The sequence below is a fragment of the Reichenbachiella sp. MALMAid0571 genome, from assembly GCF_040151475.1.
Lineage (GTDB): Bacteria > Bacteroidota > Bacteroidia > Cytophagales > Cyclobacteriaceae > CAXBNB01.
Genome location: NZ_JBDKWG010000122.1, coordinates 26,133 through 51,575, shown reverse-complemented (window position 1 = coordinate 51,575; position 25,443 = coordinate 26,133). Strand labels below are relative to the sequence as shown.

The 25,443-nt window shown below is 37.7% G+C and carries 26 protein-coding genes; 15 read left to right on the top strand and 11 right to left on the bottom strand.

What is annotated here, in order from left to right; translation table 11 throughout:
• Positions 1-50 precede the first annotated feature (50 nt).
• The 4 genes from AAOP42_RS09330 to AAOP42_RS09315 all read left to right on the top strand — a co-directional run bounded on the left by AAOP42_RS09330 (position 51) and on the right by AAOP42_RS09315 (position 4,246).
• On the top strand, positions 51-257 hold the full coding sequence (locus tag AAOP42_RS09330; protein WP_349528228.1) for a DUF4177 domain-containing protein: 207 nt from the start codon (positions 51-53) through the stop codon (positions 255-257).
• Positions 258-759: 502 nt separating this feature from the next.
• Positions 760-1,473, top strand: coding sequence for a class I SAM-dependent methyltransferase (locus tag AAOP42_RS09325; RefSeq protein ID WP_349528227.1), 714 nt, complete (start codon positions 760-762; stop codon positions 1,471-1,473).
• 45 nt (positions 1,474-1,518) lie between these two features.
• The gene (locus AAOP42_RS09320) at positions 1,519-2,580 is read left to right on the top strand and encodes a family 20 glycosylhydrolase (RefSeq protein WP_349528226.1); all 1,062 of its coding nucleotides are present in this window, start codon (positions 1,519-1,521) and stop codon (positions 2,578-2,580) included.
• A gap of 229 nt (positions 2,581-2,809) precedes the next feature.
• Positions 2,810-4,246 (top strand): dipeptidase, encoded by a 1,437-nt coding sequence (locus AAOP42_RS09315; RefSeq protein WP_349528225.1) that lies wholly within the window; start codon positions 2,810-2,812, stop codon positions 4,244-4,246.
• Between the two features lie 71 nt (positions 4,247-4,317).
• On the opposite strand, the gene AAOP42_RS09310 is transcribed toward AAOP42_RS09315, so the two are convergent.
• The 4 genes from AAOP42_RS09310 to AAOP42_RS09295 form a co-directional block, all read right to left on the bottom strand.
• The gene (locus AAOP42_RS09310) at positions 4,318-5,145 is read right to left on the bottom strand and encodes a metallophosphoesterase family protein (protein WP_349528224.1); all 828 of its coding nucleotides are present in this window, start codon (positions 5,143-5,145) and stop codon (positions 4,318-4,320) included.
• Between the two features lie 121 nt (positions 5,146-5,266).
• The gene (locus tag AAOP42_RS09305) at positions 5,267-5,809 is read right to left on the bottom strand and encodes a YfiT family bacillithiol transferase (RefSeq protein ID WP_349528223.1); all 543 of its coding nucleotides are present in this window, start codon (positions 5,807-5,809) and stop codon (positions 5,267-5,269) included.
• 10 nt (positions 5,810-5,819) lie between these two features.
• Complete coding sequence (locus tag AAOP42_RS09300; RefSeq protein ID WP_349528222.1) at positions 5,820-6,116, bottom strand: SCP2 sterol-binding domain-containing protein; 297 nt, start codon at positions 6,114-6,116, stop codon at positions 5,820-5,822.
• 6 nt (positions 6,117-6,122) lie between these two features.
• Positions 6,123-7,220 carry a glutaminyl-peptide cyclotransferase gene (locus AAOP42_RS09295; RefSeq protein WP_349528221.1) on the bottom strand — a complete coding sequence of 366 codons (1,098 nt, stop codon included), beginning with the start codon at positions 7,218-7,220 and terminating at the stop codon, positions 6,123-6,125.
• Positions 7,221-7,477: 257 nt separating this feature from the next.
• Here AAOP42_RS09295 and AAOP42_RS09290 point away from each other — a divergent pair, with 257 nt between their 5' ends.
• Positions 7,478-8,317: a universal stress protein gene (locus AAOP42_RS09290; RefSeq protein WP_349528220.1), complete on the top strand. Its 840-nt coding sequence runs from the start codon at positions 7,478-7,480 to the stop codon at positions 8,315-8,317.
• Positions 8,318-8,376: 59 nt separating this feature from the next.
• Here AAOP42_RS09290 and AAOP42_RS09285 read toward each other — a convergent pair whose 3' ends face one another.
• The 3 genes from AAOP42_RS09285 to pdxA form a co-directional block, all read right to left on the bottom strand.
• Positions 8,377-8,973, bottom strand: a complete 597-nt coding sequence (locus AAOP42_RS09285; protein WP_349528219.1) for a redoxin domain-containing protein — start codon at positions 8,971-8,973, stop codon at positions 8,377-8,379.
• Positions 8,974-9,046: 73 nt separating this feature from the next.
• Positions 9,047-9,661 (bottom strand): 4'-phosphopantetheinyl transferase family protein, encoded by a 615-nt coding sequence (locus AAOP42_RS09280; protein ID WP_349528218.1) that lies wholly within the window; start codon positions 9,659-9,661, stop codon positions 9,047-9,049.
• Between the two features lie 12 nt (positions 9,662-9,673).
• A complete protein-coding gene (pdxA, locus tag AAOP42_RS09275; RefSeq protein ID WP_349528217.1) occupies positions 9,674-10,702 on the bottom strand; it encodes a 4-hydroxythreonine-4-phosphate dehydrogenase PdxA in 1,029 nt (342 codons plus the stop codon).
• 107 nt (positions 10,703-10,809) lie between these two features.
• Here pdxA and rsmA point away from each other — a divergent pair, with 107 nt between their 5' ends.
• From rsmA to folB, 8 genes are all read left to right on the top strand, one after another.
• Positions 10,810-11,583 (top strand): 16S rRNA (adenine(1518)-N(6)/adenine(1519)-N(6))-dimethyltransferase RsmA, encoded by a 774-nt coding sequence (gene rsmA / locus AAOP42_RS09270; protein ID WP_349528216.1) that lies wholly within the window; start codon positions 10,810-10,812, stop codon positions 11,581-11,583.
• Positions 11,583-12,944: a magnesium transporter gene (gene mgtE / locus AAOP42_RS09265; RefSeq protein WP_502947652.1), complete on the top strand. Its 1,362-nt coding sequence runs from the start codon at positions 11,583-11,585 to the stop codon at positions 12,942-12,944. The genes rsmA and mgtE overlap by 1 nt, the downstream gene beginning before the upstream one ends.
• A 38-nt stretch (positions 12,945-12,982) precedes the next feature.
• A complete protein-coding gene (locus AAOP42_RS09260; RefSeq protein WP_349528214.1) occupies positions 12,983-13,927 on the top strand; it encodes an NAD(P)-dependent oxidoreductase in 945 nt (314 codons plus the stop codon).
• A gap of 136 nt (positions 13,928-14,063) precedes the next feature.
• Entirely contained in the window at positions 14,064-14,537 is a 474-nt protein-coding gene (gene greA / locus AAOP42_RS09255; RefSeq protein WP_349528213.1) for a transcription elongation factor GreA, read from the top strand.
• 212 nt (positions 14,538-14,749) lie between these two features.
• Positions 14,750-15,148 (top strand): HIT family protein, encoded by a 399-nt coding sequence (locus tag AAOP42_RS09250; RefSeq protein ID WP_349528212.1) that lies wholly within the window; start codon positions 14,750-14,752, stop codon positions 15,146-15,148.
• 9 nt (positions 15,149-15,157) lie between these two features.
• The gene (locus AAOP42_RS09245) at positions 15,158-16,069 is read left to right on the top strand and encodes a WD40 repeat domain-containing protein (RefSeq protein WP_349528211.1); all 912 of its coding nucleotides are present in this window, start codon (positions 15,158-15,160) and stop codon (positions 16,067-16,069) included.
• A 143-nt stretch (positions 16,070-16,212) separates the two neighbouring features.
• Positions 16,213-17,055, top strand: coding sequence for a DivIVA domain-containing protein (locus tag AAOP42_RS09240; RefSeq protein WP_349528210.1), 843 nt, complete (start codon positions 16,213-16,215; stop codon positions 17,053-17,055).
• 3 nt (positions 17,056-17,058) lie between these two features.
• Entirely contained in the window at positions 17,059-17,415 is a 357-nt protein-coding gene (gene folB, locus AAOP42_RS09235; protein WP_349528209.1) for a dihydroneopterin aldolase, read from the top strand.
• Here the strand turns inward: folB and AAOP42_RS09230 are convergent, their stop codons facing one another.
• The 4 genes from AAOP42_RS09230 to AAOP42_RS09215 are packed head-to-tail and all read right to left on the bottom strand — an operon-like array spanning position 17,416 to position 21,347.
• Positions 17,416-18,333 carry a rhomboid family intramembrane serine protease gene (locus AAOP42_RS09230; protein WP_349528208.1) on the bottom strand — a complete coding sequence of 306 codons (918 nt, stop codon included), beginning with the start codon at positions 18,331-18,333 and terminating at the stop codon, positions 17,416-17,418.
• A 25-nt stretch (positions 18,334-18,358) separates the two neighbouring features.
• On the bottom strand, positions 18,359-19,150 hold the full coding sequence (locus AAOP42_RS09225) for a rhomboid family intramembrane serine protease (RefSeq protein ID WP_349528207.1): 792 nt from the start codon (positions 19,148-19,150) through the stop codon (positions 18,359-18,361).
• A 2-nt stretch (positions 19,151-19,152) separates the two neighbouring features.
• Positions 19,153-21,006, bottom strand: a complete 1,854-nt coding sequence (gene mutL / locus AAOP42_RS09220; protein ID WP_349528206.1) for a DNA mismatch repair endonuclease MutL — start codon at positions 21,004-21,006, stop codon at positions 19,153-19,155.
• Positions 21,006-21,347 carry a hypothetical protein gene (locus AAOP42_RS09215; protein WP_349528205.1) on the bottom strand — a complete coding sequence of 114 codons (342 nt, stop codon included), beginning with the start codon at positions 21,345-21,347 and terminating at the stop codon, positions 21,006-21,008. Before AAOP42_RS09215 ends, mutL begins: the two co-directional genes overlap by 1 nt.
• Before the next feature lie 201 nt (positions 21,348-21,548).
• Here AAOP42_RS09215 and AAOP42_RS09210 point away from each other — a divergent pair, with 201 nt between their 5' ends.
• Together AAOP42_RS09210 and bshA are read left to right on the top strand one after the other, a co-directional pair.
• A complete protein-coding gene (locus AAOP42_RS09210) occupies positions 21,549-24,248 on the top strand; it encodes a serine hydrolase domain-containing protein (protein WP_349528204.1) in 2,700 nt (899 codons plus the stop codon).
• A 14-nt stretch (positions 24,249-24,262) separates the two neighbouring features.
• Positions 24,263-25,423 (top strand): N-acetyl-alpha-D-glucosaminyl L-malate synthase BshA, encoded by a 1,161-nt coding sequence (gene bshA / locus AAOP42_RS09205; RefSeq protein WP_349528203.1) that lies wholly within the window; start codon positions 24,263-24,265, stop codon positions 25,421-25,423.
• Positions 25,424-25,443 lie beyond the last annotated feature (20 nt).

The following is a 25,443-nucleotide window of genomic DNA, read 5'->3' as shown; positions in this document are numbered from 1 at the left end:
GGAATACACCAACATTAAGAACAATAACAACAGAACGTAAGTAAAAGAAAATGAAAAAATACGAATACAAATTATTGACCATAAGTGCATTTCATTTAGGAAAGAGAGCATTTCAAGCTGAATTAGAAGAAAATTTTCAACGATGGGGAGAGGAAGGATGGGATTTAGTGAAGATGGAACCTGTGAATGGAGGTACCTGGATTTCCTGGGCGAGGACGAGCAAGTTTTTGGTTGTTTTCAAAAGAGAAAAGGTGTGAATTTCATGCTTTAAACATTGAACATAAGGAAAACAAGGTGCTATTTACTCCCTAAGTTTTTTAGAAAGACGTTGACGATCATGAATATTTCCAGTCATAAAATGCAAATTGTCAGCATGAAATAATTATGCGCAATTCTCATTAATCTGTGTAATCAATTACGATGTTTGGTGTATATCTCACCAAATTTAATTACTATGGCTAGACAAAGTATTTCGTTAACAGAACCCAACGAGTTTTGCAGAATACCTGTGTACATACACCAAAAACGACAAATCTAGACCATGAAAATAAACGAATTTGGATTATCCGACGATAATGGTATCCGTGAAAAAACAATAAATCCCGGAAAACAACTTTCTATTGGAAAATGATAAATCAATTATACCTAACACTCGGTATTTTTAAGGAGAGGCCTAGTTAAATTGAGTTGATAAGTTTCAACTATAAAAATCACCTCCAGATTTGGTTTATGTTTGTTCCGGTTTTTTTATTGAATAAAATGAAAAAAAATATTCACTTATTATTCCTGCTTGTTATTTTGATGCCTTTGTGTGGATGTATGGCACAAAACCCAGCTAGACAATACACTTTTAAGACAGGCGACCCGAATGGAATAGGGAAATGGTATATGGGGCGGGAAATTGCTCATGTCATGGGGTTTCAGGGAATGGAGTGGCTCGACAGACCTGAGCGTGAAGCAGAAGAAAACACTTCTATACTATTGCGAAATATGAATATTCGTGTTGGTGATGTGATAGCCGACATTGGTGCCGGATCAGGTTATCATGTGTTTAGGATGGCAACAATGGCCGAGGAAGGACTTGTTTACGCCGTTGATATTCAGGATGAAATGCTTGCTGAGTTGAGTAAAAACAAAGAAGAGGGTTCGCATAAAAATGTAACGGTTATCAAAGGAAGTGAGAAAAGTGTGAACCTGCCTGAAAACTCAGTGGACAAGGTATTGATGGTGGATGTGTACCATGAGTTTAATTATCCTATAGAAATGATAGCTTCTATCAAAAAGGCACTGCGGACAGATGGTAAAATATATTTGATTGAATATCGGGGGGAAGATGATAAAGTGCCCATCAAGAAGGTACATAAGATGACAGAACAGCAGGCTGTGAAAGAAATGCGAGTGGCAGGCATGAAACTGGAACGCAACATTGGCAACCTTCCCTGGCAGCATTGCATGGTGTTTGTAAAACAGTAGTTTTACTAGCTAAATATTCGTCTTAAATTTTTAAACTATTTTAAAATGAAAAGAATACTTTTAATCATCACAGCTCTTTGCCTGAGTTTTTTGGTAAATGCACAAGATGAACTGCCCATAAGAGGTTTAGCCATTGCTGTTCCGGATAAGGCAACTGTGGGCAGGTTTGTTAAATTCATCAATGAAGAATTGCCCCCCAGAAAGATTAATACTCTGGTGTTGAGGGTAGATTATAATTTTCAATACAAATCTTATCCTGAACTGGCACAAGAAAATGGACTCTCTCAAGATGATGTTAATAAGATAGTGACTGTCTGCCAAAAACATGGTATTGAGATTGTGCCACAAATTAACTTACTGGGGCATCAGTCCTGGGCTTCCAACTTAGGAATGCTATTGAAAGTATATCCCGAATTTGACGAGACCCCCGGTGTGACACTTCCTGAGAAATATGAGTGGCCAAATGAAGACGGTCTTTATTGTAAAAGCTATTGTCCTTTACATCCGGATGTGCACAAAGTGGTTTTTGAACTGGTGGATGAAATTGTTGCCGCTTTTCAGGCAAATGCTTTCCATGCCGGCATGGATGAGGTTTTTTACATCGGACAAGAAGAATGCCCCCGATGCAACGGAAGAGATAAAGCCGAACTTTTCGCAGGTGAACTCACAAAAATCAGGAATCATTTGGCGCAATCAGGTAAGAAGTTGTGGATTTGGGGTGATCGCCTGTTAGACGGAAAAACCACCGGACTGGGTATGTGGGAAGCGAGTATGAACAATACTCACAGGGCTATAGATATGATCCCCAAAGACATCATGATTTGCGACTGGCATTATGAAAGGGTTGAGCCAACTGCAGCTTATTTTGCTTTAAAAGGGTTTGATGTAGCTACTTCATCTTGGCGCAAAGGAGCAGTTGCTCAAGAACAATTGACTTTTCTTGAAAATATTAGAAAAAATGCAAAGGAAGAAACGGCTCAACATATCAAAGGCATGGTGCATACTTCATGGAGTTCTGTCTCTTCATTTCTGGATGGCTTTTATGCTCCTTTGGACAAAAGCAAGGTGGATGACGCTGTGTGTTTTAGGATGTTGTTTGGGGAATGATTTTCTTAAGTAGTTAGTAAAAAGTTGAAAATTAAATAGTTCATGTTGGTGGCCAAACTATCTTTGGCTAAATTTTTGAGATGTATTTTCGACTCGAAATCAAATAGCAAATAATATTACCAATATGAAAAATAGCCTAAGGAAAACTATCTATACATTACTTTTATTAGCATTCTTTTTACCATGTTTCGGTCAGGAAATTCTACCCTCAGAATACAACTGTTTTTCAGTGCTTGTAGGAAAAGATGCCTCTGTAGATGGTGCACTTCTTTACGGACACAATGATGACGATGGGTTTCAACTGGTAAACTATTATGTGGTACCAAGAAAAAATTATCCAAAAGGAGCGGAGCAAACGCTTCAATACGGAGGCAAGATTCCTCAAGTGGCAACTACAAATAAATTCCTTTGGATGGAAGTGCCGGGTATGGAAGTGTCGGACGGTTTTATGAATGAATATGGGGTAATCATAGGCTCTAATTTTTGTGGTTCGAAAGAAACTGAATCGGATACAGTTCAGGGAGGTATCCTCTACGATTTGCGTCTTATTATGGCACAGCGGGCCAAAACAGCAAGGGAAGCTATCGAAATAGCGGGTAGCCTTATTGAGCAGTTTGGCTACAGAGGATCGGGAAGATCCTATTGCATATCTGACAGAGAAGAGGCATGGGTGTTTTCTGCTGTGAGAGGCAGAAGATGGGCTGCTGCCCGTGTGCCGGATGACGAAGTGATGATCCTTCCCAACTATTATCCAATTGCGGAAATGGATCTGAATGACTCCAATAACTATCTTGGCTCACCAGACCTGATCTCGTATGCTCAGAAGAGAGGATGGTATGATGCCGATAAAGATGGTACGTTCAATTTTCGTAAAGCTTATGCGTCCAAAGGTGCGCTTAGCAACAAAGGCAACACCGGAAGAGCATGGTCAGCATACAGCTCATTAGAAGAAGATTACAATCGAAATGATAACTTTCCCTTTACTTTTAAGCCCAAAAATAAAGTAAGTAAAGAAAAACTTATGGAACTTTTGGCAGGGCATAGCCAGGGTATGCAGGGAATGGATAAAACGAAAAGTTGTACCATTGGAAATCCATACGAACTCAATGAGGGGATGATTTGTAATGGTGGTACTATTTATAGCTTTGTGGTAGAGTCACGTCCGTGGATGCCAGTAGAAATAGGAACAGTAATGTGGTTGGCTCCAAGAAGATGCGATGTTCAGCCATTTATACCCTGGTACTGCGGAGTGACCGAAGTGCCGGATAATTATGCAAAAGAAGGCTATTTCAATTCTATTCAGGATCATTACACTCCCCCTTCTGATATTCATCAAATGGACAAGAATCTGGCATATTGGAACTTTGAAGTACTCTCTGCAAATATTAACATGGACTTTGTAGAAAAATATCCGGTGGCTTATAAAAAGAAAATGAAAACAGAAACGTCTCTAATAAAAGCGCAAAAGAAATTTGAAAAAGAGGCGTTGGAAAAATATAAAATTAGTCCGGAGCAGGCGATTCAATTCATTACCGAATATTCCAACAAGCAAGCTGATAAGTCATTTAACCAAACAGTGGAATTACTTACTTTGCTGGATATACCATTCCCAAGTGCTGATACGGAAGCTATATTGATAGAGGATGAAGTACCTGCTGAAAACTAGGATTTAAAGGGATATATAAGGAAAACGGAAACATCCTGATTACTTAGGTTTGGAGCGGTTCTATAAGTCACTTAATTACTCCATTTAGTAAAAATAAAAGGATTCTCCTGTTTGGTGTCTATTTCTACTTGTAGTATTCTGGCTCCTGCATCGACTTGTACCCTTTGTATGTTCTGCTCTTTCCATGGCTGGTCGTGAATCCACACATGACCATCACCCTGAAGGTAGAGTATGGGTTTTTGAAAAGATGCGGCAATAGACCTGAATTTTTCCACAAACACCTTAAACTTTTCTGTCTTGTCCATATTGGCATGTCCAAACGCCACCAAAGCATTGAGTACCTTGTTGTTTTTTTGAATCAGACTTTCTATCCAATCTGCATTGGCTTTCAACCTGCTGTCCCACTCTGTGGAGTCATGCACCGATCCACCTACCAGGTTTAATCCTACAAAGAGCACGTCTTGCTCTACCCAGGTAAAATTCTCTTTCCTTTCTGGCTGGTATTCTGTTTTCCATGGCACTTGCCAGTTTTCATGAAAATGCATAAAGTACTTTTCCCAGAGAGAAAAAGCTTCGCTGGTATTGTCACAGTCGTTGAATTCATTATCTCCGGGAATAATGTAAACAGGAGTTTCAAATCTTTTCAAAAGACTGGATACATTGGCATATATTTCCTCTTCGCATGGCAATTTACCGGGTTTGATATCGCCCAGATGAATGAGAAAAGACGATTGGAACTTTGCATTGTGAATTTTGATATTTTCCTCCAGTTCCATCTCTACTTCCTTTGAATACGGCACATCTCCGATAGCAGAGAAAATAAGCGGCTTTGTATTGTTTTGACATGCACCGATCAGGGTGGCGATTAAGAGTAGTATTAAAAGTGAATCTTTTTTCATTATCAGAAAGTTTATTTCAGATTGATTGGTACAACATTAAACAGAAATTCACTGTCGTAGAAACCCATCACTAAAACTTCATTATTTGTTAATTTTTAGCCTACACATAGGGCAAAAAATATTACCAGCCTTTGCTCTGCTTCAAATTGACGATGTGTGCCAGGTGGTGGTTACAGTGCCAGGCATATAAAGCAAGATTTGTCTCAAGACTTATTTCCCTTTTGGTTTCCGGATGTACAAATTTTCTTTGAAAATCTTCCTGAGTAAGATTTTTAAGCATCATCGTCCAACGACGGTGTAAAGCTTCCAGTAGTTTAAGCGATACTTCGACAGGAGCAGAAGAGGCATCTTTCAGTTCTGCCCATTGCACTTCATCATAAGCTTTGATAGTAGGATTGTCCTCTGTTAATGCCCATTTAAACCGCACATAACTATTTATATGACTATCAGCCAAATGGTGCACTACCTGCCTGATTGTCCAGCCTTCTGGTCGGTATTGAGTATCTAGCTGCTCGTCAAAGAGCCCAAATACAGCATGAATCAGCTTGTCGGGGAAGCCTTCAATGGTTTGGATATATCTTTTGATATCTTCTGATGAAACTGATTCCGATTTTAAAAATTTACCTATCGGATACCTTAACTTTTCTAGCTCTTGTGCCTCCATGAGAGTATGTTTAAAACAAAGACGAAAGTTTCATAGCCACAGACATGTCTCCCTCTACTTTTAGCTTTCCCATCATAAATGCGCCCATGGCGTTCATATCGCCATTGATTAGTTTTTCAAAATTTGAAAGGCTGACTTTTACAGTGCAATCAGCTGCACTGTCTTCATTCGATACTACTGTGGGTGATATCGTATCGTCAAGGTAAATACACCCTTCATCAAATTGAAATTTAATTTTTGACTTAATGGCACCACCTTTAGTGGCGGCTAAGGTCTTTACTTTGTTGGTCATGTTGTCTAAACTCATATCGGGTTATATAGTTGGTTCCTGAAAAGGTACTAAATCTATTTCATACATTTTTGGCCAGAATTTGCCAGTTACAAACAGGCGGTCGCCTTCAGGGTCATAAGCGATACCGTTAAGCACCTCCGACCTGCGTCCATAGTTTTCTTTATTAAAAATTCCTGCCAGATTGATAATGCCCTTTACCTTTCCACTAGTTGGATCTATTATCGCAATATTATCGGTTTGGTATATGTTGGCATAAATATCACCATTGATGTATTCAAGCTCGTTGAGCCCTTCTATTGATTTGGCTTGGTTATAGACCTGTATCCGACCAATTTCGGTAAATGAGGATGGGTCTATAAAATATAAATTTTCAGTACCATCACTCATCACCAGTGAGTCGCCTATGGTAGTAATTCCCCAGCCTTCTGTCGGATAATTGAACTGCCTCACTTCAGAAAAATCATTTTTATCAAAAACAAATCCTTTTCGGGATTCCCATGTGAGCATGAATATTTGGTTTTTGTAAGGAGTAATCCCCTCTCCGAAAAACTCTTCGTCCAGATCAATTTTCTGTAAAACGTTTCCTGTAGCTATTTCCACTTTTCGCAAGGAAGATTCCCCTCTGTGTCCTGTGCTTTCGTAGAAGTATCCGTTTTCGTAAAAAAGGCCTTGAATGTAAGCATCCGGATCGTGTGTGTAGGTGTTAATTTTTCTATACGAGTATTTTGTTGGTTCAACATCCGAAAGAAAGGAAAGTTGTTGGCTATGGACTTCTTTGCTTCCATTATTTAGAAAAACCGTATATGATAAATGATGTTTCCCAGTTTTTGAAAAGGAAGAACTAGCCAAACTGTTTTGATTGGAATTATAGAGTAGTTCTGTACCAATTTTGACAAAAAACGAATCTATTTTTACAGTGTCCTGAGAAACGGAAATTTGGAAATTTATTGACTCATTGATTACCACTTTCGACCCATTTTTAGGAGAAGTGACTTTTGATAGCTTTCTGATAATGAGGCTTTCTTTTTTTTCTTTCGTACCTCCACACCCACTGAAAAATAGTCCTGCGAGGGTTAGAATTAAAAGCGATAGGCTTTTGAAGATATGTTGCTTATTCATAAGAGATATTTTCTCCATTAAAGGAAAACAGTACGAAGATTCAATAATTTTATTTTAAGAAAAAATAAAAAAAAGATTAATTTACGAAAAAAGGGGATATTGATAAATGTCATCGATAATCAATAATTTTGTCATTTTGCATTTCCAGAAGCCCTTCTATTTTTACTACATATAATTTTTTGCAAAAAAAACTAAGAATGAGTTGTAAAAAAAAACTGTAATTGCGTGATACTACATTACATATAAAAATAAAAACCATGAAACGTATTCTAGTTCCTATCGATTTTTCCGAAGAAGCAAATAATGCATTATTGACTGCACATTCACTGGCCACAGATACAAATTCAGATATATTGTTGCTCCATGTTGTTGAAGACCCTCATTACAATGCATTTGAAACAGTAGGTGAAAGTCACTATGATCCTATGGAAAATTTGTATATTCTCAAGTTGATAGAAAAGACCAAAGAGAAGTTGCAAGCGATTGTTGATGATCCAAAATTTAAGGACATAAATATTTCTTATAAGGTGGATATGGGCAACACCTACAAATCCATTATTGAACACATTACGATGCACAAAAGCAGTCTTATCCTGATGGGAACCAAAGGCTCAAGTGGATTGCAGGAGATTCTTGTTGGATCAGTAACTGATAAAGTGGTACGCCATGCCAGTTGTCCGGTAATTACTGTAAAACAATTTAGAGATTTGTCCAGTGTAAAGAATATCGTGTTTGCAACTGATCTGAATGATGATCAGGTTCAGGTTATAGACGAACTAAAACTCATGCAGAAACATTATGGAGCTAAAATCCATATTGTTAAAGTGTATGATTCTACCTGGCTGAGGGAGGATGAAGTTGAGGAGAGAATCAAAAAATTTGCCTTACATGTGAAACTTGAGAATTTCACAGTGAATGTGGTTCGCTATGTAGATGAAGCAGAAGCTATCATGGGATTTGCTGCAGACATAGATGCTGATATGATTGCTATGGGTACTCACGACAGACATGGTTTACTTCACTGGCTGGCAGGCCATGTATCCAAAGATGTAATCAATCATGCACCGAGACCGATTTGGACAAAAGCCATCAAATAACAAAGAAAAGAAAAATAAAGCTTTACCATACTTTCTGAGTTTGGTAAAGCTTGAATGAGTTATTCAGTTTTGATACGACACCCTGTTGGTCTGTTGAAGGTCACTGGGGAAACTTTGTTTGCAAGCAGGTTGTTTAAAGCCATTTTGATGTAGTTATTTTCTACTTCTTGAGGTGACTGAGGGTTGTCATCAATAGCACCTCTATAAACAACAGACAAAGTGCCTTTCACATCAGTCACTACAAAAGCTTCCGGGGTTTTTTCTGCCTGGAAGATTTTTTTAGCCACCAGTTGCTTGTCCGCAAAATAAGGAATATTAAACTTGCTTTCTTTGGCTTTTTTGACCATATTTTCGATGGTCTCATCCTTACTCAGGGAGGAATTGTTGGAGTTGATCAACATGAAGGTAACATTTTTTGGGGTGTATTCATTTGCTAAATCTGCAATTCGTTGCTCGTACAGCTTGGAATACGGACAATAGTTGCATGTGAAGATCACTACAATGGCCTTGCTCTTTTTGTAACTATAAAAAGGAATGGATTTTCCTGAAACTACGTCTTTCAATGAAAAGTCAGGAATGTTTTCTACTTTTTGACCATAAGAATCAAGGCAACTAATTGTTAATACCAAAATGACTAGAAAATAACGTAATAACATGTTCGATTGCTTATAAAGAATGCAAGTAATAATACTTAATGTATAAGAAAAATACAAGTTTTTAAATTAAAAATCATATACTGTAAACTAAATAGTAACCACCTATTAATTCTGACACTAATTTATATTCGTCCGATTGACCATCTGTATGAATACTTCCAATGAGTATATTTTTATCCACCGATTTGATATTGATATTTTTTGAAAACGAAAGCCTCTTTCTTCCATAAAGTTTATACAAAGCTTCTTTGGCACACCAGTATTGACAAAGCAAATCCACATTCTGAGCCACATGATCTTGTTCTGTCTGACTTAGGAATTTATGTTTGATTCTTAATAACTTGTCTTTTGGTGCTTCTATGTCTATTCCACAAGGATGCTTTTTGTCCAGCATACAAATCACATAAGGGAAGGAGTGGGAAATGGATATATGATGATCATTATTCAACAAATACGGTTTGCCACAGTCGTCTTTCCACATTCCTTCGTATGGCACTTCCAAAAAACCACAGAGCTTCCTCATGAGTATTCTTGAAGCTAAGAACTCTACTTTTTTATTAGGATGATATTTTTTAATTTCATCAGGAGCATTCTCTTCCAGTTGAGAGTAAAGTACCTCTATCGAATCTGACACGTACCAGATACCAAGAGCGGCATGATTTGAAATATTCCTGAATACCGGATTCAATCCAAAATTAGTTTAGTCTTGATATTCCCGTCTTTGATTGGCAATATCCATAGCCAGATAAATTGCCTGTCTCATGGAGTTGCCACTTGCCTGATCTTTGCCTGCTATGGCAAAGGCGGTTCCGTGATCCGGTGAAGTCCTGACAATTGGTAACCCTGCTGTAAAATTCACTCCTGATTCAAATGTCAGTGCTTTAAATGGAATAAGTCCCTGATCGTGGTACATGGCCAATACGCCATCAAATTTATGGTGCTGTCCTGCTCCAAAGAAGCCATCAGCAGGAAAAGGTCCTAAAACTATCTGCCCTTTTGATTTATAATTTTCTATCAATGGGATGATAACCTCTTCTTCCTCAGACCCCAGCAAGCCTTTCTCTCCCGCATGGGGATTCAGCCCCAGAACTGCAATCTTGGGCTTTACGATTCCAAAATCTTTTTTGAGAGACTTTATCATCAAATCAAGCTTGGACTGAATTTTTTCTGTTGTGGTTGAAGATGCCACATCTTTGAGTGCGATATGTCCTGTTACTACACCTATGCGCAAGCTATTGCTTACCATAAACATCAGGCTGTCATTTTTTCCAACTATATCTGTGAGGTATTCGGTATGACCTGGAAAATTAAAATCATCGCTTTGAATATTGTGTTTGTTTATGGGAGCAGTTACGATGGCATCCAGATGTCCGGATGTTACATCTCTGGTGGCCTGCTCCAGAGCGATAAAAGCATATTTGCCGCCGTTGGCACTGACCTCACCTGGATTTATATCCACCATATCATCCCAGCAATTGAGTACATTCACTTTCTTATGACGAATGTCTTCCAGTTTGCTGATTTGATTGAAATTGAAATTATTATTATCAAGTGCTTTTTTGTAATAAGATATAACTTTAGAAGAACCGTATATTACAGGGGTAACCTGATTCAATATTTTGTTGTTATCAAGAGCTTTAATAATGACCTCAGTACCAATACCGTTTAGATCACCTATGGTTATGCCAATTATTGGTTTTGAGTTGATCTTTTTAGATTCTTTTTCCATGTAGCTTTCAGCAACTATTTACCTTTATTTGCAATGTGACTATCCCCAAATCAAAGTTGATGGGTTATTGGAGTGCAATTTAGTCGATTTTTATAAAGTATTATACTATGACCAGTGTCAGACCCAAAAAGCAGTTAGGACAACATTTTTTAAAGGATTTAACTATTGCCGAAAGGATAGTATCGGCGTTGACTCTGGAGAAAGAAAATGAGAATATACTGGAAATAGGCCCGGGTACCGGAGTACTTTCAGATTTTCTTATTCAAGAAAAAATACCAAATCTGATTTTACTGGATATTGACAGAGAGTCCATTGCATATTTAGAAAGAAAGTACGTAGGGGAAGGCTGTAAGGTGCTACATGGCGATTTTCTGAAAATGGATACAGATGTTTTATTTGAGAGTAAAAGTTTTTCTATTATTGGAAATTTCCCTTACAATATTTCATCTCAAATCTTTTTTAAGGTTTTAGATGAAAAGGAAAAAGTGGGAGAGGTGGTGTGCATGATTCAAAAAGAAGTGGCAGAACGGATCGCATCAAAACACGGATCCAAGGCTTATGGTATTTTGAGCGTTTTTTTACAGGCGTATTACGATATAGAGTATTTATTTACTGTCGGTCCGGAGGTATTTAACCCCCCTCCAAAGGTTAACTCTGCTGTAATCAGGCTTAGACGCAATAAGGTTGTTCGGCTGGATTGTGATGAAAAACAGTTTAGGCTGGTAGTTAAGGAGGGTTTCCAAAAGCGGAGGAAAACATTGCGCAATGCCTTAAAAGGTCTAAATTTGTCCGAAGACATAACAAGTCTGGAAGTTATGAATAAAAGGGCTGAACAGCTTAGTATTCAGGATTTCGTTGACCTTACTAACAAAATCAAGTGATAGAAAACCTACAATTCGAACTCTCCAAAGAATTTTTGGAACGATTTGGACAGGCTGTTGAAGCTCAGGAGGATGATTTTATCAAAACCATTCTTGAAGGTGTAAAACCAGCAGATATTTCCGAGTTGTTGGATGAGTTTGAAACAGAGGATTCCAAGTATGTCATTGATTTATTAGAGCCTGAGGTTTCGGCAGAGATCATTAGTGAACTGGATGAAGATACCCGACGGGATTTTCTAAATAATTTTTCTCCGGAAGAAATAGCCATATACGTTGAAATTCTGAATTCGGATGACGGTGCAGACATTTTGATGGACTTGGATATTCATGTCAGAGAAGAAGTGATCGCTTCTCTTGAGAATGAAGAAAAGTCTGCCAACTTGCTCGACCTCCTTCGATACGATGAAGACGTAGCAGGTGGATTGATGGCCAAAGAGCTTATTAAAGCCAACTTGAATTGGAGCATAAAGCAGTGCATAGAAGAAATACGGAAGCAAGCTGAAAACGTACAACAAATATACTCTGTGTATGTGGTGGACAATCTTGGAGTACTGCTGGGTAAAGTTTCGTTAAAAAAGATCATTCTTGCAGATGACAATACCCGCATTGCAGACATTTACAATGAAGATGTAGTATCGGTAGAAACATTCGTGGATGAAGAGGAAGTGGCAGCCATAATGCAGAAATATGACTTGGATGCTATCCCTGTGGTGAATGTGAAAGGCAAATTGGTAGGCAGAATTACATTTGATGATATCATCGATGTAATTACGGAACAGGCAGAAGAAAATCGGCAGCTCATGACAGGTATCACTGCGGACGTGGAAGAAGATGATAGTGTATGGATGCTGTCAAAAGCCCGTCTTCCCTGGTTGGTGATCGGTTTGGTGGGCGGATTACTTGGAGCATGGTTTATTTCCAATTTTGAAACCGACATCTCAGTAATTCCAATAATGGCATTTTTCATTCCACTTATCACCGCTACGGGTGGTAACGTAGGAATTCAATCTTCATCTATCGTTGTGCAGAGTCTGGCTAACCCAAATGCTTTTGAAGATACGATGGTTCAAAAGATGATCAAAGTATTTTTTGTAGCTATAGTGAACGGAATCATACTGGCACTGATAGTTTTCGGAATCGTGATTTTTGTTACTTCTGACCAAACAATTGCGGGTATTGTCTCTATAGCTTTGTTTAGCGTTGTTCTGCTGGCTTCTTTTATGGGAACCATTACTCCGTTGGTGTTGGATAAATTTGGTGTGAATCCGGCATTGGCTTCAGGGCCTTTTATCACCACTGCCAACGATTTACTCGGTTTGGGTGTCTATTTTACAGTAGCACATGCGCTTTATGGTTTGTAGAAGTGACATCATTACAGAATTCTATTTCCAAAAAACAAATGCAATCCCACAAGAAAAAAATATTGATTATCGATACCATGCATCAGAGTATCATTCCATTGCTGGAGGACTTAGACTTTGATGTTGACTATAAACCTAAAATTACAAGACAAGAAATAATTGACACTTTATCGGAATATGTAGGTATTGTGGTCAGGAGCAAAACAACTATTGATGCTGAATTGCTTCAAAATGCCGGCAAGCTTAAATTTGTAGCCAGAGCTGGAGCAGGTATTGATCAATTGGATGTGAGAGTGTTGGAAAACAGAAAAATTACTATTGTAAATGCACCTGAAGGCAATAGAGATGCTTTGGGAGAGCATGCACTTGGTATGTTGCTTTGCCTGGCCAACAAGATCAATGTTGGCGACCTGATGGTCAGACAAATGGTTTGGGACAGAGAGGGTCACAGAGGTTTTGAATTGAAGGACAAAACCATAGCTTTGATTGGATATGGTCAGATGGGAAGTGCTTTTTCAGAAAAACTGGTCGGATTGTCCTGCAATGTAATAGCTTATGACAAGTACAAAAGTGGTTATTCATCGCTGTTGGTAAAAGAAGCCTCAATGCAGGAAATTTATGAAAAGGCAGATGTGGTAAGTTTTCATGTACCTTTAACTGAAGAAACCAGAAACCTGGCTGATAAGTCATTTTTTCTGAATTTCAGAAAAAATATTGTGGTCTTAAATACATCTCGGGGTGAAGTACTGAACCTGAAAGATCTTTTAGATTTCTTAGAAGAAGGAAAAGTGAAATGTGCTGCTCTTGATGTGCTGGAAAACGAAAAGCTTGACCAGTTGACTGACGAACAGAAAGCCGTTTTTCAACGACTGATCCAAATGGAAAATGTTCTTTTAACACCTCATGTAGGAGGCTGGACTTTTGAATCATACGAGCGAATAAATCAGATACTGACGGACAAAATATCAAAATTGTCATACTGATAATTTGATATCTGTTGAGATAATTATTTCAATATTTGCTATATTTGCAGACTCAATACGAAATTTAATAACGAAATGATACGAAACGGTTTCAGATATATGAAGCCGTTCTTTTTATTTATAAAAGAAGGTAATTATGGGAAATGTATCTTATTATACTGAAAAAGGATTGCAGAAACTAAAAGATGAACTGCAGCATTTGAAAACTAAGGGACGTGCCGATATGGCAAAGCAAATAGCAGAAGCACGAGACAAGGGAGACTTAAGTGAAAATGCAGAATATGATGCCGCTAAGGAGGCTCAGGGGCTATTAGAATTGAAAATTTCTAAACTGGAAGTAGCAGTAGGCAATGCCCGTGTAATGGATGAATCTAAAATTGATACATCAAAAGCATCTGTGTTGTCCAAAGTGAAAATCAGAAACAAAAAGAATGGAATGGAAGTGACCTATACACTTGTATCCGAAGAAGAGTCTGATTTAAAATCTGGTAAAATCTCTTTAAAATCACCGATAGGAGAAGGTTTGTTGGGTAAAAAAGTTGGGGAAATTGCTGTAGTGAAAGCACCAGCAGGAAACATTGAATTTGAAATTTTGGAAATAGGAATGTAATCGACTGATTTCTTCCGGTTACAGGTTTTAAAATAATACTTAAAGCGGTTTTCTACCGCTTTTTTTATTTCTGTAATATGTAATTATTGAAACTATCAGCATTGATATCAGTTAACAAGATAGGATTCAAAAAAACAAATGAATTTTGAACACTAAATCAGTTTTAAAATTATTATTTTGAGTTTCGTATTACCTGATATTCAAACATTGACATGGCAAGCATTTTTACAAAAATCATTAATAAAGAAATTCCGGCTCATATAGTTGCTGAAAATGAAGATTATTTAGCATTTCTTGATATTGAACCACTGGTCATCGGGCACGTACTTGTGATTCCCAAAAAGGAAGTGGACTATATATTTGACCTGGATGATGATACTCTTTCCGGTCTTCATCTTTTTGCCAAAAAAGTAGCCAATGGGATTGATAAAGCCATTCCCTGTTTGCGGGTAGGGGTTACTGTTATAGGTCTTGAGGTGCCTCATGCACATGTTCATTTGATCCCTATGAACAGTATGAGGGACATTAACTTTAGTGCGCCCAAATTGAGTGTAACCCAGGAGCAGTTGGCTACTACTGCCGAAAAAATACGTACGGCAATCATTGACTAACCAACTCACATGGTTGAAATAAACAAGATACATACATATACTGGCCATAAGGGAGCTGTTTATTCTATTGAAAGAGGAGCAACGTCTAATATTTTTTATTCCTCGGGTGCTGATGGCCAGATTATAGAATGGGATTTAAATAATCTTGAAAATGGCAGGTTGATAGCCAAACTGCCAACGTCCGTATATGCCCTGAGATTTATACCTATGTACAACACTCTGGTCATAGGCCAGAACTTTGAGGGTATTCACTTAATAGATGTAAGTAACAGAAAGGAAATAGGATCTTTAAAAACAACCCAATCTCAGATTTTTGATATTCAAATGATTGGTGATGGTATCCTGATTGGTACAGGTGATGGATGTTTAATCGAAGTTGGGTTAAATGACCTTAAAATCAGAAAGCAAGTAACACTGTCTGAAGTAAGCTTGAGAACAATTGCCGTAATGGCTGGTGGAAATGAGATTGCATGTGGTTTTAGTGATAATTCTTTTAGGATAGTGGATTCACAAGATTTTGAAGTGAAAAAAGTGAATGAAGGACATGAAAAATCAATTTTTTCAGGAGTATTCTCACCTGATAACAAACTCTACCTTACTGGAAGCAGGGACGCACACCTGAAGTTTTGGGATGTGGATCAAAACTACACTTTAAAACAATCTATTGTTGCTCATATGTATGCGATCAATCACATATCCTTCCACCCCAATGGTGAATATTTTGCTACGGCAAGTATGGACAAAACTATTAAGATTTGGAATTATGAACGAAGGAAGCTTTTGAAGGTCATAGATAAAGCACGCCACAATGGACACCTGACTTCAGTAAATAAGTTATATTGGTCTGACTTCAATAATTACCTTATTTCTGCCAGTGACGATCGTTCATTAAGCGTGTGGGACATCAAAGTGACTTCATAATTTGATTAGTTTCAAAAAATATTAGTATAATTGCATTATAAGCCACCGCTTAATTAATAAACCACCATTTTATTAATTTAATTGAAGAAAGTTGTATGTGAAAGCACCAAATTCGCATGCATTACATTTTAAATGGCTTAATCATGAAAATCACTCCATTAGAAATAAGACAAAAAACGTTTGAAAAGGCATTTAGGGGTCTGGATAAAGACGAAGTAAACGCCTTTTTACTTTCATTATCTCATGAATGGGAGAGGATGATGGATGACAACAAGAATGTTAAAATCAAACTTGAACAGGCTGAAAAAGAAGTCCAGAAGCTTCGGGAAGTGGAAAACACTCTTTTTAAAACCCTTAAGACAGCAGAAGACACCAGTGCCAGTGTAATAGATCAAGCCAACAAAACTGCTGAATTGCATATGAGAGAGGTTCAGATCAGTTCTGATGGTCTTCTTAATGAAGCAAAACGCAATGCAAGAATAATCATTGAAAATGCAGATGAAAAAGCCAGAGAGATACTGGAAGAAATGCAAAAAGAAGTAAAAGAGATCGAAGAGAACTATCGTATTATTGAGAACCAACGAGACAATATGATTTCCCAACTTAAGCTGCTTTCTGGTGATGTGATGGAGAAAGTCACTAAACTAAACAATCAAAAGGGAGGATTTGGCATTGAAGGCCATCTAAAGAAGGTAAAGGAGATGCTACGCGAAACCTCTAAGAAAGTGGTTTATGATGAAGCGAAATCTAAGATTGACATGGAGGAAGTGAAAAAAGTTCCTTCTGAAAATGAAAAGAAAGTTGAGTCACCTGATTCGGAAATCAACGAAGAACCCAGATACGAAACTTCAGAAATAAAAAGAAATCGTATCATTGGAGATGATCCTATTACAAAACGATCGGAAGTGAAGGCTGAAAATACTAAAAGAGTAATGGAAGCAGTGGAAAAGGATGATTTATCATTCTTCGATCAGTTGGAAGACTAATACATGGGTAAGATACAACTGGAGGGTCTGGAATACTTTGCCCATCATGGCTACCATCATGAAGAACAAAAAGTCGGCAACAGATATACAGTAAATATTACTTTATTTACCGATTTTGGGATAGCGGCCACCCATGACGATATCTCCGGTACAGTGAATTACGTAGAGGTATATCAGATCATCTCAGGTATAATGTCAGAAAATACCAAGTTGCTGGAGCATATTGCTTATAAAATCAACAAAGCTATTTTGAGTAAATTTTCTCAGGTGGAAACTGTCGAAGTACAGGTTTCTAAGCACAATCCTCCGCTAAAAGGCATTTGCGAATACTCGTCGGTAACCTTATCAGATTCCAGGTAATTATTTTTTGCTGGCGTTGAAAAGCTTTTGTTTTTCACTTTTGGAAAGACTTTCATAACCCGACTTTGATATTTTGTCTAAAATAGTATCTATCTCCTCCTGATCTACTGAGGTTCTTGTGGATGATGATGTGGTAGTACGACTACTTGTTGACTGATGTCTTTCTGTTTTATGTGTTACTTTTATTCTAGATTGTTTTACAAAAAAACTTTTAAAAAAAGTCATTGTACTAATCACCCAAAGGCCAATATCATTTCCAGATTGAAGTTGTCTGATATAAAAGTACCCCATGGCAGCACCTCCCATGTGTGCAATATTTCCGCCTGCGTTTCCTCCTACTGAGCCTAAAAATGAGGTTAAAATATAAAATCCGGCTATGTATTTTATTTTTACCGGACCGAAAAAGAGCAAATGAAAAGAGTAGTTAGGCATAAGTGTGGCGGCAGCCACAGTGACCGCATACACTGCTGCGGATGCTCCAACCATACCGGAAAAACCAGCTTGCTCTTTGTAAAAAGGGACAAAATTATAAACCAGTAGATATACTACTGCTCCTGCAAGAGCCCCGAGTACATACAGACTGATGATTTTTTGATTTCCCAAATACTCAACGATCAATTGGCCAAACCAGTAGAAAATAAGCATGTTAAACAGAATATGAAAAATACTGTCAAGGCTATGGGCAAATGCATAAGTAATGATTGTCCAGGGGCGCAAAATAAAATCACTGAACAATGGAGGAATAGAAAACTGATCGTGAACAAAACCAAAGATGGCTTCCAGTCCCAGTATTTTTCCAAAAACGTAGAGCACAGCCAACGCCCCAAAAATAATTACGTTGATCAATATAATCTGAGCCAAAGCATTGTTTGGCTTTCCCCACGCATTCTTAAAATCTTCTAAAAAACTGCTGTTCATTTTTTATTCTTCTAAATCATTTTTTTTAATAAAAATTGCCTCTTTTCTGTTGCCAGTATTTTAATAAAATATAGGCTATCAACATACCGCTAAGGTGGGCTAAATGCGCAACATTATCACCAGTGGATCTGTTGATTTCGGAGTAAAGCTCATAAAGCCCATAGAAAAGTACTAAATATTTAGCTTTTACAGGCATGGGAGGGATCAATAATAGTAATTCTGTATTTGGGAAGAGCATGGCAAAGGCAAGCAAAATCCCAAAGACAGCCCCGGAAGCACCTACCATTGGTATGTTGGAAAGATCTTCATAAATCTGGTTGACGACTGTAACTGATTGTTCTATGTAGCTACTATTTGTTGCATCATCGTAGTATTTGTCAGCAAAATCACCAAGGGCTACCATGTCGTAGCGAGACTTATATTCGTGTATGTACTTATAAAAGTCCTCAGGGTTAGGGTGTGACATGTAAGATTCCATGTCTGATTTTAAGTTTCCTTTTTCTATAGTGTCAGCCACCCCGAAAAGCAAACCCGCACCGATACCCGTAATCAGATAAAAAGTAAGAAATCTCTTTGATCCCCAAACCCGCTCCAGCATTGGCCCAAAAACAATGACAGCCAGCATATTGCTAAATAGGTGTCCAAATCCGGCATGAAGCCACATATAGGTCACATATTGGAAAATGTAAAAGCTATCAGAAAAGATATAATGTACTCCGAATATAGCGGAGAGATTAAAATTCAATAATGATCCTAAAGCCAACAACGCAACGTTGATGATCAGGATTTTTTTCACCATGGGTGTAAGATTAAACATATCTATCTTTTAAAAAAATCAGTAATTTTATCAAGCCCCAATATAATGAATGTCGGAGTTCCATCTGCAGTATAGTTTGGTTGAGCACAGGCAAATAGCCTATCTATTAATATATCCAATTCTATACTGTCATTTTTTATAATTGTTTTCCCTGCTGTTCTTTTGGCCATAGCACGGGACATATTTTCTTTTCTTTCTAACGACAATTTTTCACTATTGATTTTAAATTGCTCGATTAGTCCTTCAAATAATTCCTTTTCCCCTGAAGAAGGCAAATCAGTGGGTACACCATTGATGACTATTGCATTTTTTCCAAAGTTTTCAAATTCAAAACCAAGAGCCTCGATTTCCTCTTTCAATTCCATCACCAAAGTGTAATCGGCAGGGTTTAATTCAACACTTTGAGGAAACAGACATCTTTGAGAACTACCGGATTTTTTGTTGTAGATATACCCATTGTATTTCTCGAACAAAATTCTCTCGTATGCCAACTTTGCATCTACCACCAGCATCCCTGATTTCACTTGTCTTACGATATACTGGTGATGGATAAGAGTAGGGGCGTTGTTTCCATCCAGTAAATCAGATTTTTCCGGTGAATCTTCCCTGTTCACTTTGCTTTCAAAGGTTAGTTGGTTCTTTTGTTCAAAAGAAGCTTCCTTTTGAACTTCATCAATATCAGGAATGGATTCGTTTATGGCACTTTCATACAATTGTTCCCACTGAACTGAATGGCTCCTTTGTCTATCTATGTTTTTGAAACTACCATAATTTTTATCTTGTTTAAATGGTCTGTCGAAATTCATCTTTGAAACAGCCAAACTTTCAAAGTTCACATCAGTGTTGAAATCCAAAGAAGGTGAGACATTGTGGGTTCCCAGTGCTTGTTTTACTGCAGACTTTACTATTCCATATACGCTTCTTTCATCATCGAATTTCACCTCCGTTTTAGTAGGATGCACATTGATATCTACATGTATCGGATCTGTTTCTATAAAGAGAACATAAAATGGAAAGTGTCCTTCTTTGAACAATCCTTCGTATGCTCCGGTCACGGCATGGTTCAGATAATTGTTTTTAATGAATCGTCCATTGATAAAGAAGAATTGCTCTCCCCGGGTTTTTTTAGCGTTTTCGGGTTTGCCAACGTATCCCTGAATCCGAATCCAGTCTGTCTCTTCCTGACAGGCGATCAATTGTTGGCCGTAGTTTTTACCAAAAAGGGATACAATTCTTTGGCTGAGTTTGCCTTGAAGGAGATTATATATTTCTTCTCCATTGTGATGGAGGGTAAAGCCTATTTCCGGTTGAGCAAGAGAAGCTCTTTGAAATTCATCAATGATGTGACGCATTTCTACAGGAGTACTTTTAAGAAAGTTTCTCCTTGCCGGGACATTGTAAAACAAATTTTTGACAGAAATAGAAGTACCCTGGTTGGTTGAAATTGGTTCTTGTGTCTTGAGTTCGGACGCCTCTATGTGAATGAATGTACCCAACTCCTTGTCTTCCGGTTTAGATTTAAGCTCTACACGTGCTACAGCTGCCACTGATGCCAATGCTTCTCCCCGAAAACCCATGGTTTTGATTCGGAACAAATCTTCCGAAGTTTTTATTTTAGAAGTGGCATGACGCTCGAAACACATGCGTGCGTCAGTCTCTGACATACCTTTGCCATCATCTACTACTTGTATCAGCGTTTTTCCTGCATCTTTTACAATCAGGCTGATATTTTGACTTTCGGCATCAATGCTGTTTTCCAACAATTCCTTGGCAACAGATGCTGGTCGCTGTACTACTTCACCAGCCGCTATTTGGTTGGCAATGGAGTCCGGTAAAAGTTTGATGATGTCCGACATTAACTTTTACGCCATTTGTTTTTCAATCTCCAATAAAAATATATAGGTGATAGCAACAGGTACGCATAAAAAAACTGATTGCCATAAAATAGCCACCCAACGAAAGTTCCCATCAGGACTATGGCTAATATCAATTGAAATGTTGATGCCTGACTGTTTTTCTTTTGTCTTTTACTAAAGGCAGCAGATATGCTGGATTGATAACCCGTTGTATCGAATTCCTTTTGAGCTCTGGCCATTTTTAATTTTTCTTCAATTTCTTCTTTTATGGGATCATAATGCCTGGGTTCAAATTTGAACCGATTGTACTTTGGGGTTTTTATGATTGAAGGAATTCTCATTTCTATGCATTAAAATTAGTTCGATTCTTTAAATTCTTGAATCGGAAAAGTAAATTTCTTTTATCCGGGCACTAATATTGTTGTAAATATTGTTTCACGAGAAGATATTAGGTTATATTAGAATTTAATCAAATTCAATGGTTAGACGAATTTAATAACCAGATGCAAATTTATCCAACATATCAATTATTACGCTCCAAAGTGCAAAGAGTTATTGGACTATTTTTCTTCATGTTTTTCTTTTATCCCGTTTTTGGATCTTTTGCGCTTATTAAATCAAAATTATCTTATGAAGACAGTGTCTATGTTTCCTTAAATAAAAGAGAAAGAATATCGAAGTTGCTGGTGCTTTCTGTTGGTGATTTTCATAAAGAACAAGACCTTAGGAAAGTCAATGATATTGTAAATACCGGGCATATAGGAGGGGTTATCATCAGCAATGGTGAAAAATCTGAAGTGAAGCAATGGATTTCAAGTCTCAAATCGACTTCCTTTCCTCAGAGGCCTTTTGTAGCATTAAATCTTCCTGAATTACTTTCATTTCCACTTGATGGAGGTCAGGAGTTGCCCGACAGATCTAAAATTGAATTATTAACGGATGATTCATTAATAACCGATTTGGGATTCTTAATAGGCAGACAAATTAGAGAAGTAGGTTTTGATATGGTCATTCTTGATCCAATAAAGACCAAAGCAGATTGGTGGATTTCAAAATATTTAGAAGGGCTAAAGTCTGCGGGAGTTGCCATTGTGGCTGGCAGTTCTGATGGTTTGATCAAGGATAATAAAATCCAGGTAGATCAATTAAAATATGCTGGTGTTTTTGTTAATAAACTTGATACTTCGGTCTTCGAGGGTGAACCCTATGATTTGGAAAAAAGGAAAGAAATAGGTTTTTCAGGATTGTTTTTAAGTAAGCCGGAATATTCGGATAATTTTTCCGGAGATATATGTTTTCAGGCTTTAGAAAAAGGAGCAGATATGGTTCTTCTACCGCAGAATATCGAGCTGGCCAAAGATATTTTACACACACTCTTTTCAACCAAACCACCTAAAAATAAAATACTTAAAGAAAAGGGCAAGCAGGTTATCAGGTTTAAGCGAGAACTTGATTTACTCAATCAGCAGGAAGGAGACCAGCGCTACATAGATATTGAAAATATTAATGAAAAGGCACTGTTTGGTTCTGTAGTGTTGTTGAAAAACGAAAGTGGCATTTTTCCTATTCGGCATCTTGATAAATACCATTTTGCTTCTATTTCCGGAAATACAATAGAAGATAATACATTTAGAAAGTATATAGATAAATATACTGGTGTAGCTCATTATGATTTTGGATATTTTAGGAAAAACACTCAGAAGTCGGTAGAGACACTGCATCACTTTGATGTTGTTTTGGCCAATATTACATCATTAAATTTGGAGCAGTCAGATGATATTTTATTTTACCTCAAACAAATTAATGAAAAATCTCACGTAGTGGTGATCTACAGTGGAGATAAGAAGTATATTGAGAAATTACTAGATTTTGAGACTATACTTTGGACTCCCTCAAATGAAGACAACTATGTGCATTTGATTCCACAAAACATATTTGGAGCCAGAAAAATCACAGGAAGGTTGCACTGGGTTTCCGCGCAAGACTCTGTTTTAGTGATGGGTGAAACCATTCCTGAAACAGGAAGATTCAAGTATGGAAATATTACCGGTTTACAGGTCGATACCGATGAATTGTTTAAAATAGATATTGTAGTAAAGGATGCGATTGAAATGGGTGCATTTCCGGGGTGTCAGGTTTTTATGGCTAAAAATGGAACAGTGGTGTACAATAAGTCCTTTGGTCATCTCACCTATGATAGTACCGAGCATGTGGACAATGAAACAATATATGATATAGCCTCTATTACCAAAGTGGTGGCTACTGTACCTTCTTTAATGTTTTTGGCAGACTGGAATAAAATCTCATTGGAGGATAGTCTCGGAAGTTATATCAATGAATTTGCAAATTCTGATAAGTCTGGCGTGAAGCTGACAGACTTATTGACTCATCAGTCAGGATTGAAATCGTATTTACCCTTTTGGAGGCATGCTGAATTTGATCCGGATGGAGATGACTTTAGGTTTAAGCTACCCGGAAGACGCAGGTATAAGTACAAAACACTTTCCATAAATTGGGCGGATTCCATTCGCAGTTGGATAGTTGCTTCCGGCTTCAATTCCCTTAAAAAAGATAGTGGAGGTTATGAGTATTTATATAGTGATTTGGGATTTATGGTATTGAAGGATTTGGCAGAAAACCAATTGAACCAATCAATAGATGAGTTTTTGAGTCAAAATTTATTTGATCCCATGGGAATGTCATCGACAGGTTATGCCCCGCTTTGCAGGTTTCCTATAGACAGAATTTCACCAACGGAAAAGGATGATTATCTCAGAAATAGTTTGGTCTGGGGAAATGTACACGATAGAAATGCAGCCCTTTTGGATGGAATATCCGGCCATGCCGGATTATTTAGCAATGCCAGTGATCTGGGGAAATACATGCAAATGCTTTTGCAAAAGGGCTACTATGGTGGCAACAGGTATTTTTCTGAGCAGACTGTACAGAAATTTATTAAAAAACAAGGAGATTCAAATCGCCGGGCATTGGGTTGGGATAAACCGGATTCTCTTGTTGAAAATGCATCCAAATATGCATCAGATAAAGCTTTTGGGCATTCCGGGTTTACCGGTACTATTGTCTGGGCTGATCCTGAATATGATTTGGTCTATGTGTTTTTGTCCAATAGGGTGTATCCTGATGCTCAAAATAATAAACTCATTCAGAATAATATACGTACTAGAATTCATGACATAATGTATGAGTCATTTCTGGTTCAGAATGATTCTAAAAGTGATTAGATAAAACCAATTTAATGAAGATAGGAATAGTATGTTATCCCACCTATGGTGGGTCTGGGGTTGTGGCAACAGAACTTGGAAAGGCGTTGGCAGAGAAAGGGCATAAGGTTCATTTTATTACCTATTCGCAACCTACCCGTTTGGATTTTTTCAACGAAAACCTCTTTTATCATGAGGTAGATATCAAACCCTATCCACTGTTTCAATACCCACCTTATGAGATCGCATTGGCTAGTAAAATGGTAGATGTGGTAAAGCACGAAAATATTGATTTGTTACATGTGCATTATGCTGTGCCGCATGCATCGGCAGCTTATATGGCCAGAGAAATATTGAAATCTTCAGGGATTGACGTTCCTTTCATTACTACCCTGCATGGTACGGACATCACCATTGTAGGGAAAGATGCTTCACTGGAACCTGTTGTTACTTTTTCAATCAATCAGTCCGATGGTATTACCGCCGTGTCTGAAGACTTGAAAAAAGACACCTATGATCACTTTAATGTAACTAAGGAAATACGTGTGATCCCTAATTTCATCGATTTGAACAGGTTTAAAAAACAAAAGAAAGACCATTTCAAAAAAGCCATTTGTCCTAATGGTGAAAAATTGATTGTTCATACATCCAATTTTAGAAAGGTTAAGAGGGTAGATGATGTGGTGAAGGTATTTAACAAAATACGGGAAACAGTCCCTTCCAAATTGCTCCTTGTTGGTGATGGGCCGGAAAGAACAAGAATAGAAGATTTGTGCCGTGATTCTTGTAACCTGAACGATGTGCGGTTTTTGGGTAAACTGGAAGCTGTAGAGGAAGTGCTGTCGGTATCCGATCTTTTTATCATGCCATCTGAAAAGGAGAGTTTTGGATTGGCAGCATTGGAAGCAATGGCATGTGAAGTGCCAGTCATCAGTACCAATGTAGGTGGTTTGCCTGAGTTGAATCTCGATGGAGTAACAGGATTCTTATGTGATATTGGTGATATCGAATGTATGGCAGAAAAGGCAATCCATATTTTGGACAAGGATAATTTGGCGACATTTAAAAAAGCAGCGTTGGATAGGGCAAAAACTTTTGACTTAGAGAGTATTTTACCAATGTATGAAACTTTCTATACAGAAACTGTAGAAACATTTAAAGTCGCCTTGGAAGCCAAACAGCCCATAAAACAGTAAGGAAACTGTCGAAAAATAAA

Excerpts from the sequence above, each read along its gene's own strand:
- AAOP42_RS09330 (WP_349528228.1), top strand. The coding sequence starts at position 51 with ATGAAAAAATACGAATACAAATTATTGACCATAAGTGCATTTCATTTA.
- AAOP42_RS09325 (WP_349528227.1), top strand. The coding sequence starts at position 760 with ATGAAAAAAAATATTCACTTATTATTCCTGCTTGTTATTTTGATGCCT.
- AAOP42_RS09320 (WP_349528226.1), top strand. The coding sequence starts at position 1,519 with ATGAAAAGAATACTTTTAATCATCACAGCTCTTTGCCTGAGTTTTTTG.
- AAOP42_RS09310 (WP_349528224.1), bottom strand. The coding sequence starts at position 5,145 with ATGAAAAAAGATTCACTTTTAATACTACTCTTAATCGCCACCCTGATC.
- AAOP42_RS09305 (WP_349528223.1), bottom strand. The coding sequence starts at position 5,809 with ATGGAGGCACAAGAGCTAGAAAAGTTAAGGTATCCGATAGGTAAATTT.
- AAOP42_RS09300 (WP_349528222.1), bottom strand. The coding sequence starts at position 6,116 with ATGAGTTTAGACAACATGACCAACAAAGTAAAGACCTTAGCCGCCACT.
- AAOP42_RS09295 (WP_349528221.1), bottom strand. The coding sequence starts at position 7,220 with ATGAATAAGCAACATATCTTCAAAAGCCTATCGCTTTTAATTCTAACC.
- AAOP42_RS09290 (WP_349528220.1), top strand. The coding sequence starts at position 7,478 with ATGAAACGTATTCTAGTTCCTATCGATTTTTCCGAAGAAGCAAATAAT.
- AAOP42_RS09285 (WP_349528219.1), bottom strand. The coding sequence starts at position 8,973 with ATGTTATTACGTTATTTTCTAGTCATTTTGGTATTAACAATTAGTTGC.
- pdxA (WP_349528217.1), bottom strand. The coding sequence starts at position 10,702 with ATGGAAAAAGAATCTAAAAAGATCAACTCAAAACCAATAATTGGCATA.
- rsmA (WP_349528216.1), top strand. The coding sequence starts at position 10,810 with ATGACCAGTGTCAGACCCAAAAAGCAGTTAGGACAACATTTTTTAAAG.
- AAOP42_RS09260 (WP_349528214.1), top strand. The coding sequence starts at position 12,983 with ATGCAATCCCACAAGAAAAAAATATTGATTATCGATACCATGCATCAG.
- greA (WP_349528213.1), top strand. The coding sequence starts at position 14,064 with ATGGGAAATGTATCTTATTATACTGAAAAAGGATTGCAGAAACTAAAA.
- AAOP42_RS09250 (WP_349528212.1), top strand. The coding sequence starts at position 14,750 with ATGGCAAGCATTTTTACAAAAATCATTAATAAAGAAATTCCGGCTCAT.
- AAOP42_RS09245 (WP_349528211.1), top strand. The coding sequence starts at position 15,158 with ATGGTTGAAATAAACAAGATACATACATATACTGGCCATAAGGGAGCT.
- AAOP42_RS09240 (WP_349528210.1), top strand. The coding sequence starts at position 16,213 with ATGAAAATCACTCCATTAGAAATAAGACAAAAAACGTTTGAAAAGGCA.
- folB (WP_349528209.1), top strand. The coding sequence starts at position 17,059 with ATGGGTAAGATACAACTGGAGGGTCTGGAATACTTTGCCCATCATGGC.
- AAOP42_RS09230 (WP_349528208.1), bottom strand. The coding sequence starts at position 18,333 with ATGAACAGCAGTTTTTTAGAAGATTTTAAGAATGCGTGGGGAAAGCCA.
- AAOP42_RS09225 (WP_349528207.1), bottom strand. The coding sequence starts at position 19,150 with ATGTTTAATCTTACACCCATGGTGAAAAAAATCCTGATCATCAACGTT.
- mutL (WP_349528206.1), bottom strand. The coding sequence starts at position 21,006 with ATGTCGGACATCATCAAACTTTTACCGGACTCCATTGCCAACCAAATA.
- AAOP42_RS09215 (WP_349528205.1), bottom strand. The coding sequence starts at position 21,347 with ATGAGAATTCCTTCAATCATAAAAACCCCAAAGTACAATCGGTTCAAA.
- bshA (WP_349528203.1), top strand. The coding sequence starts at position 24,263 with ATGAAGATAGGAATAGTATGTTATCCCACCTATGGTGGGTCTGGGGTT.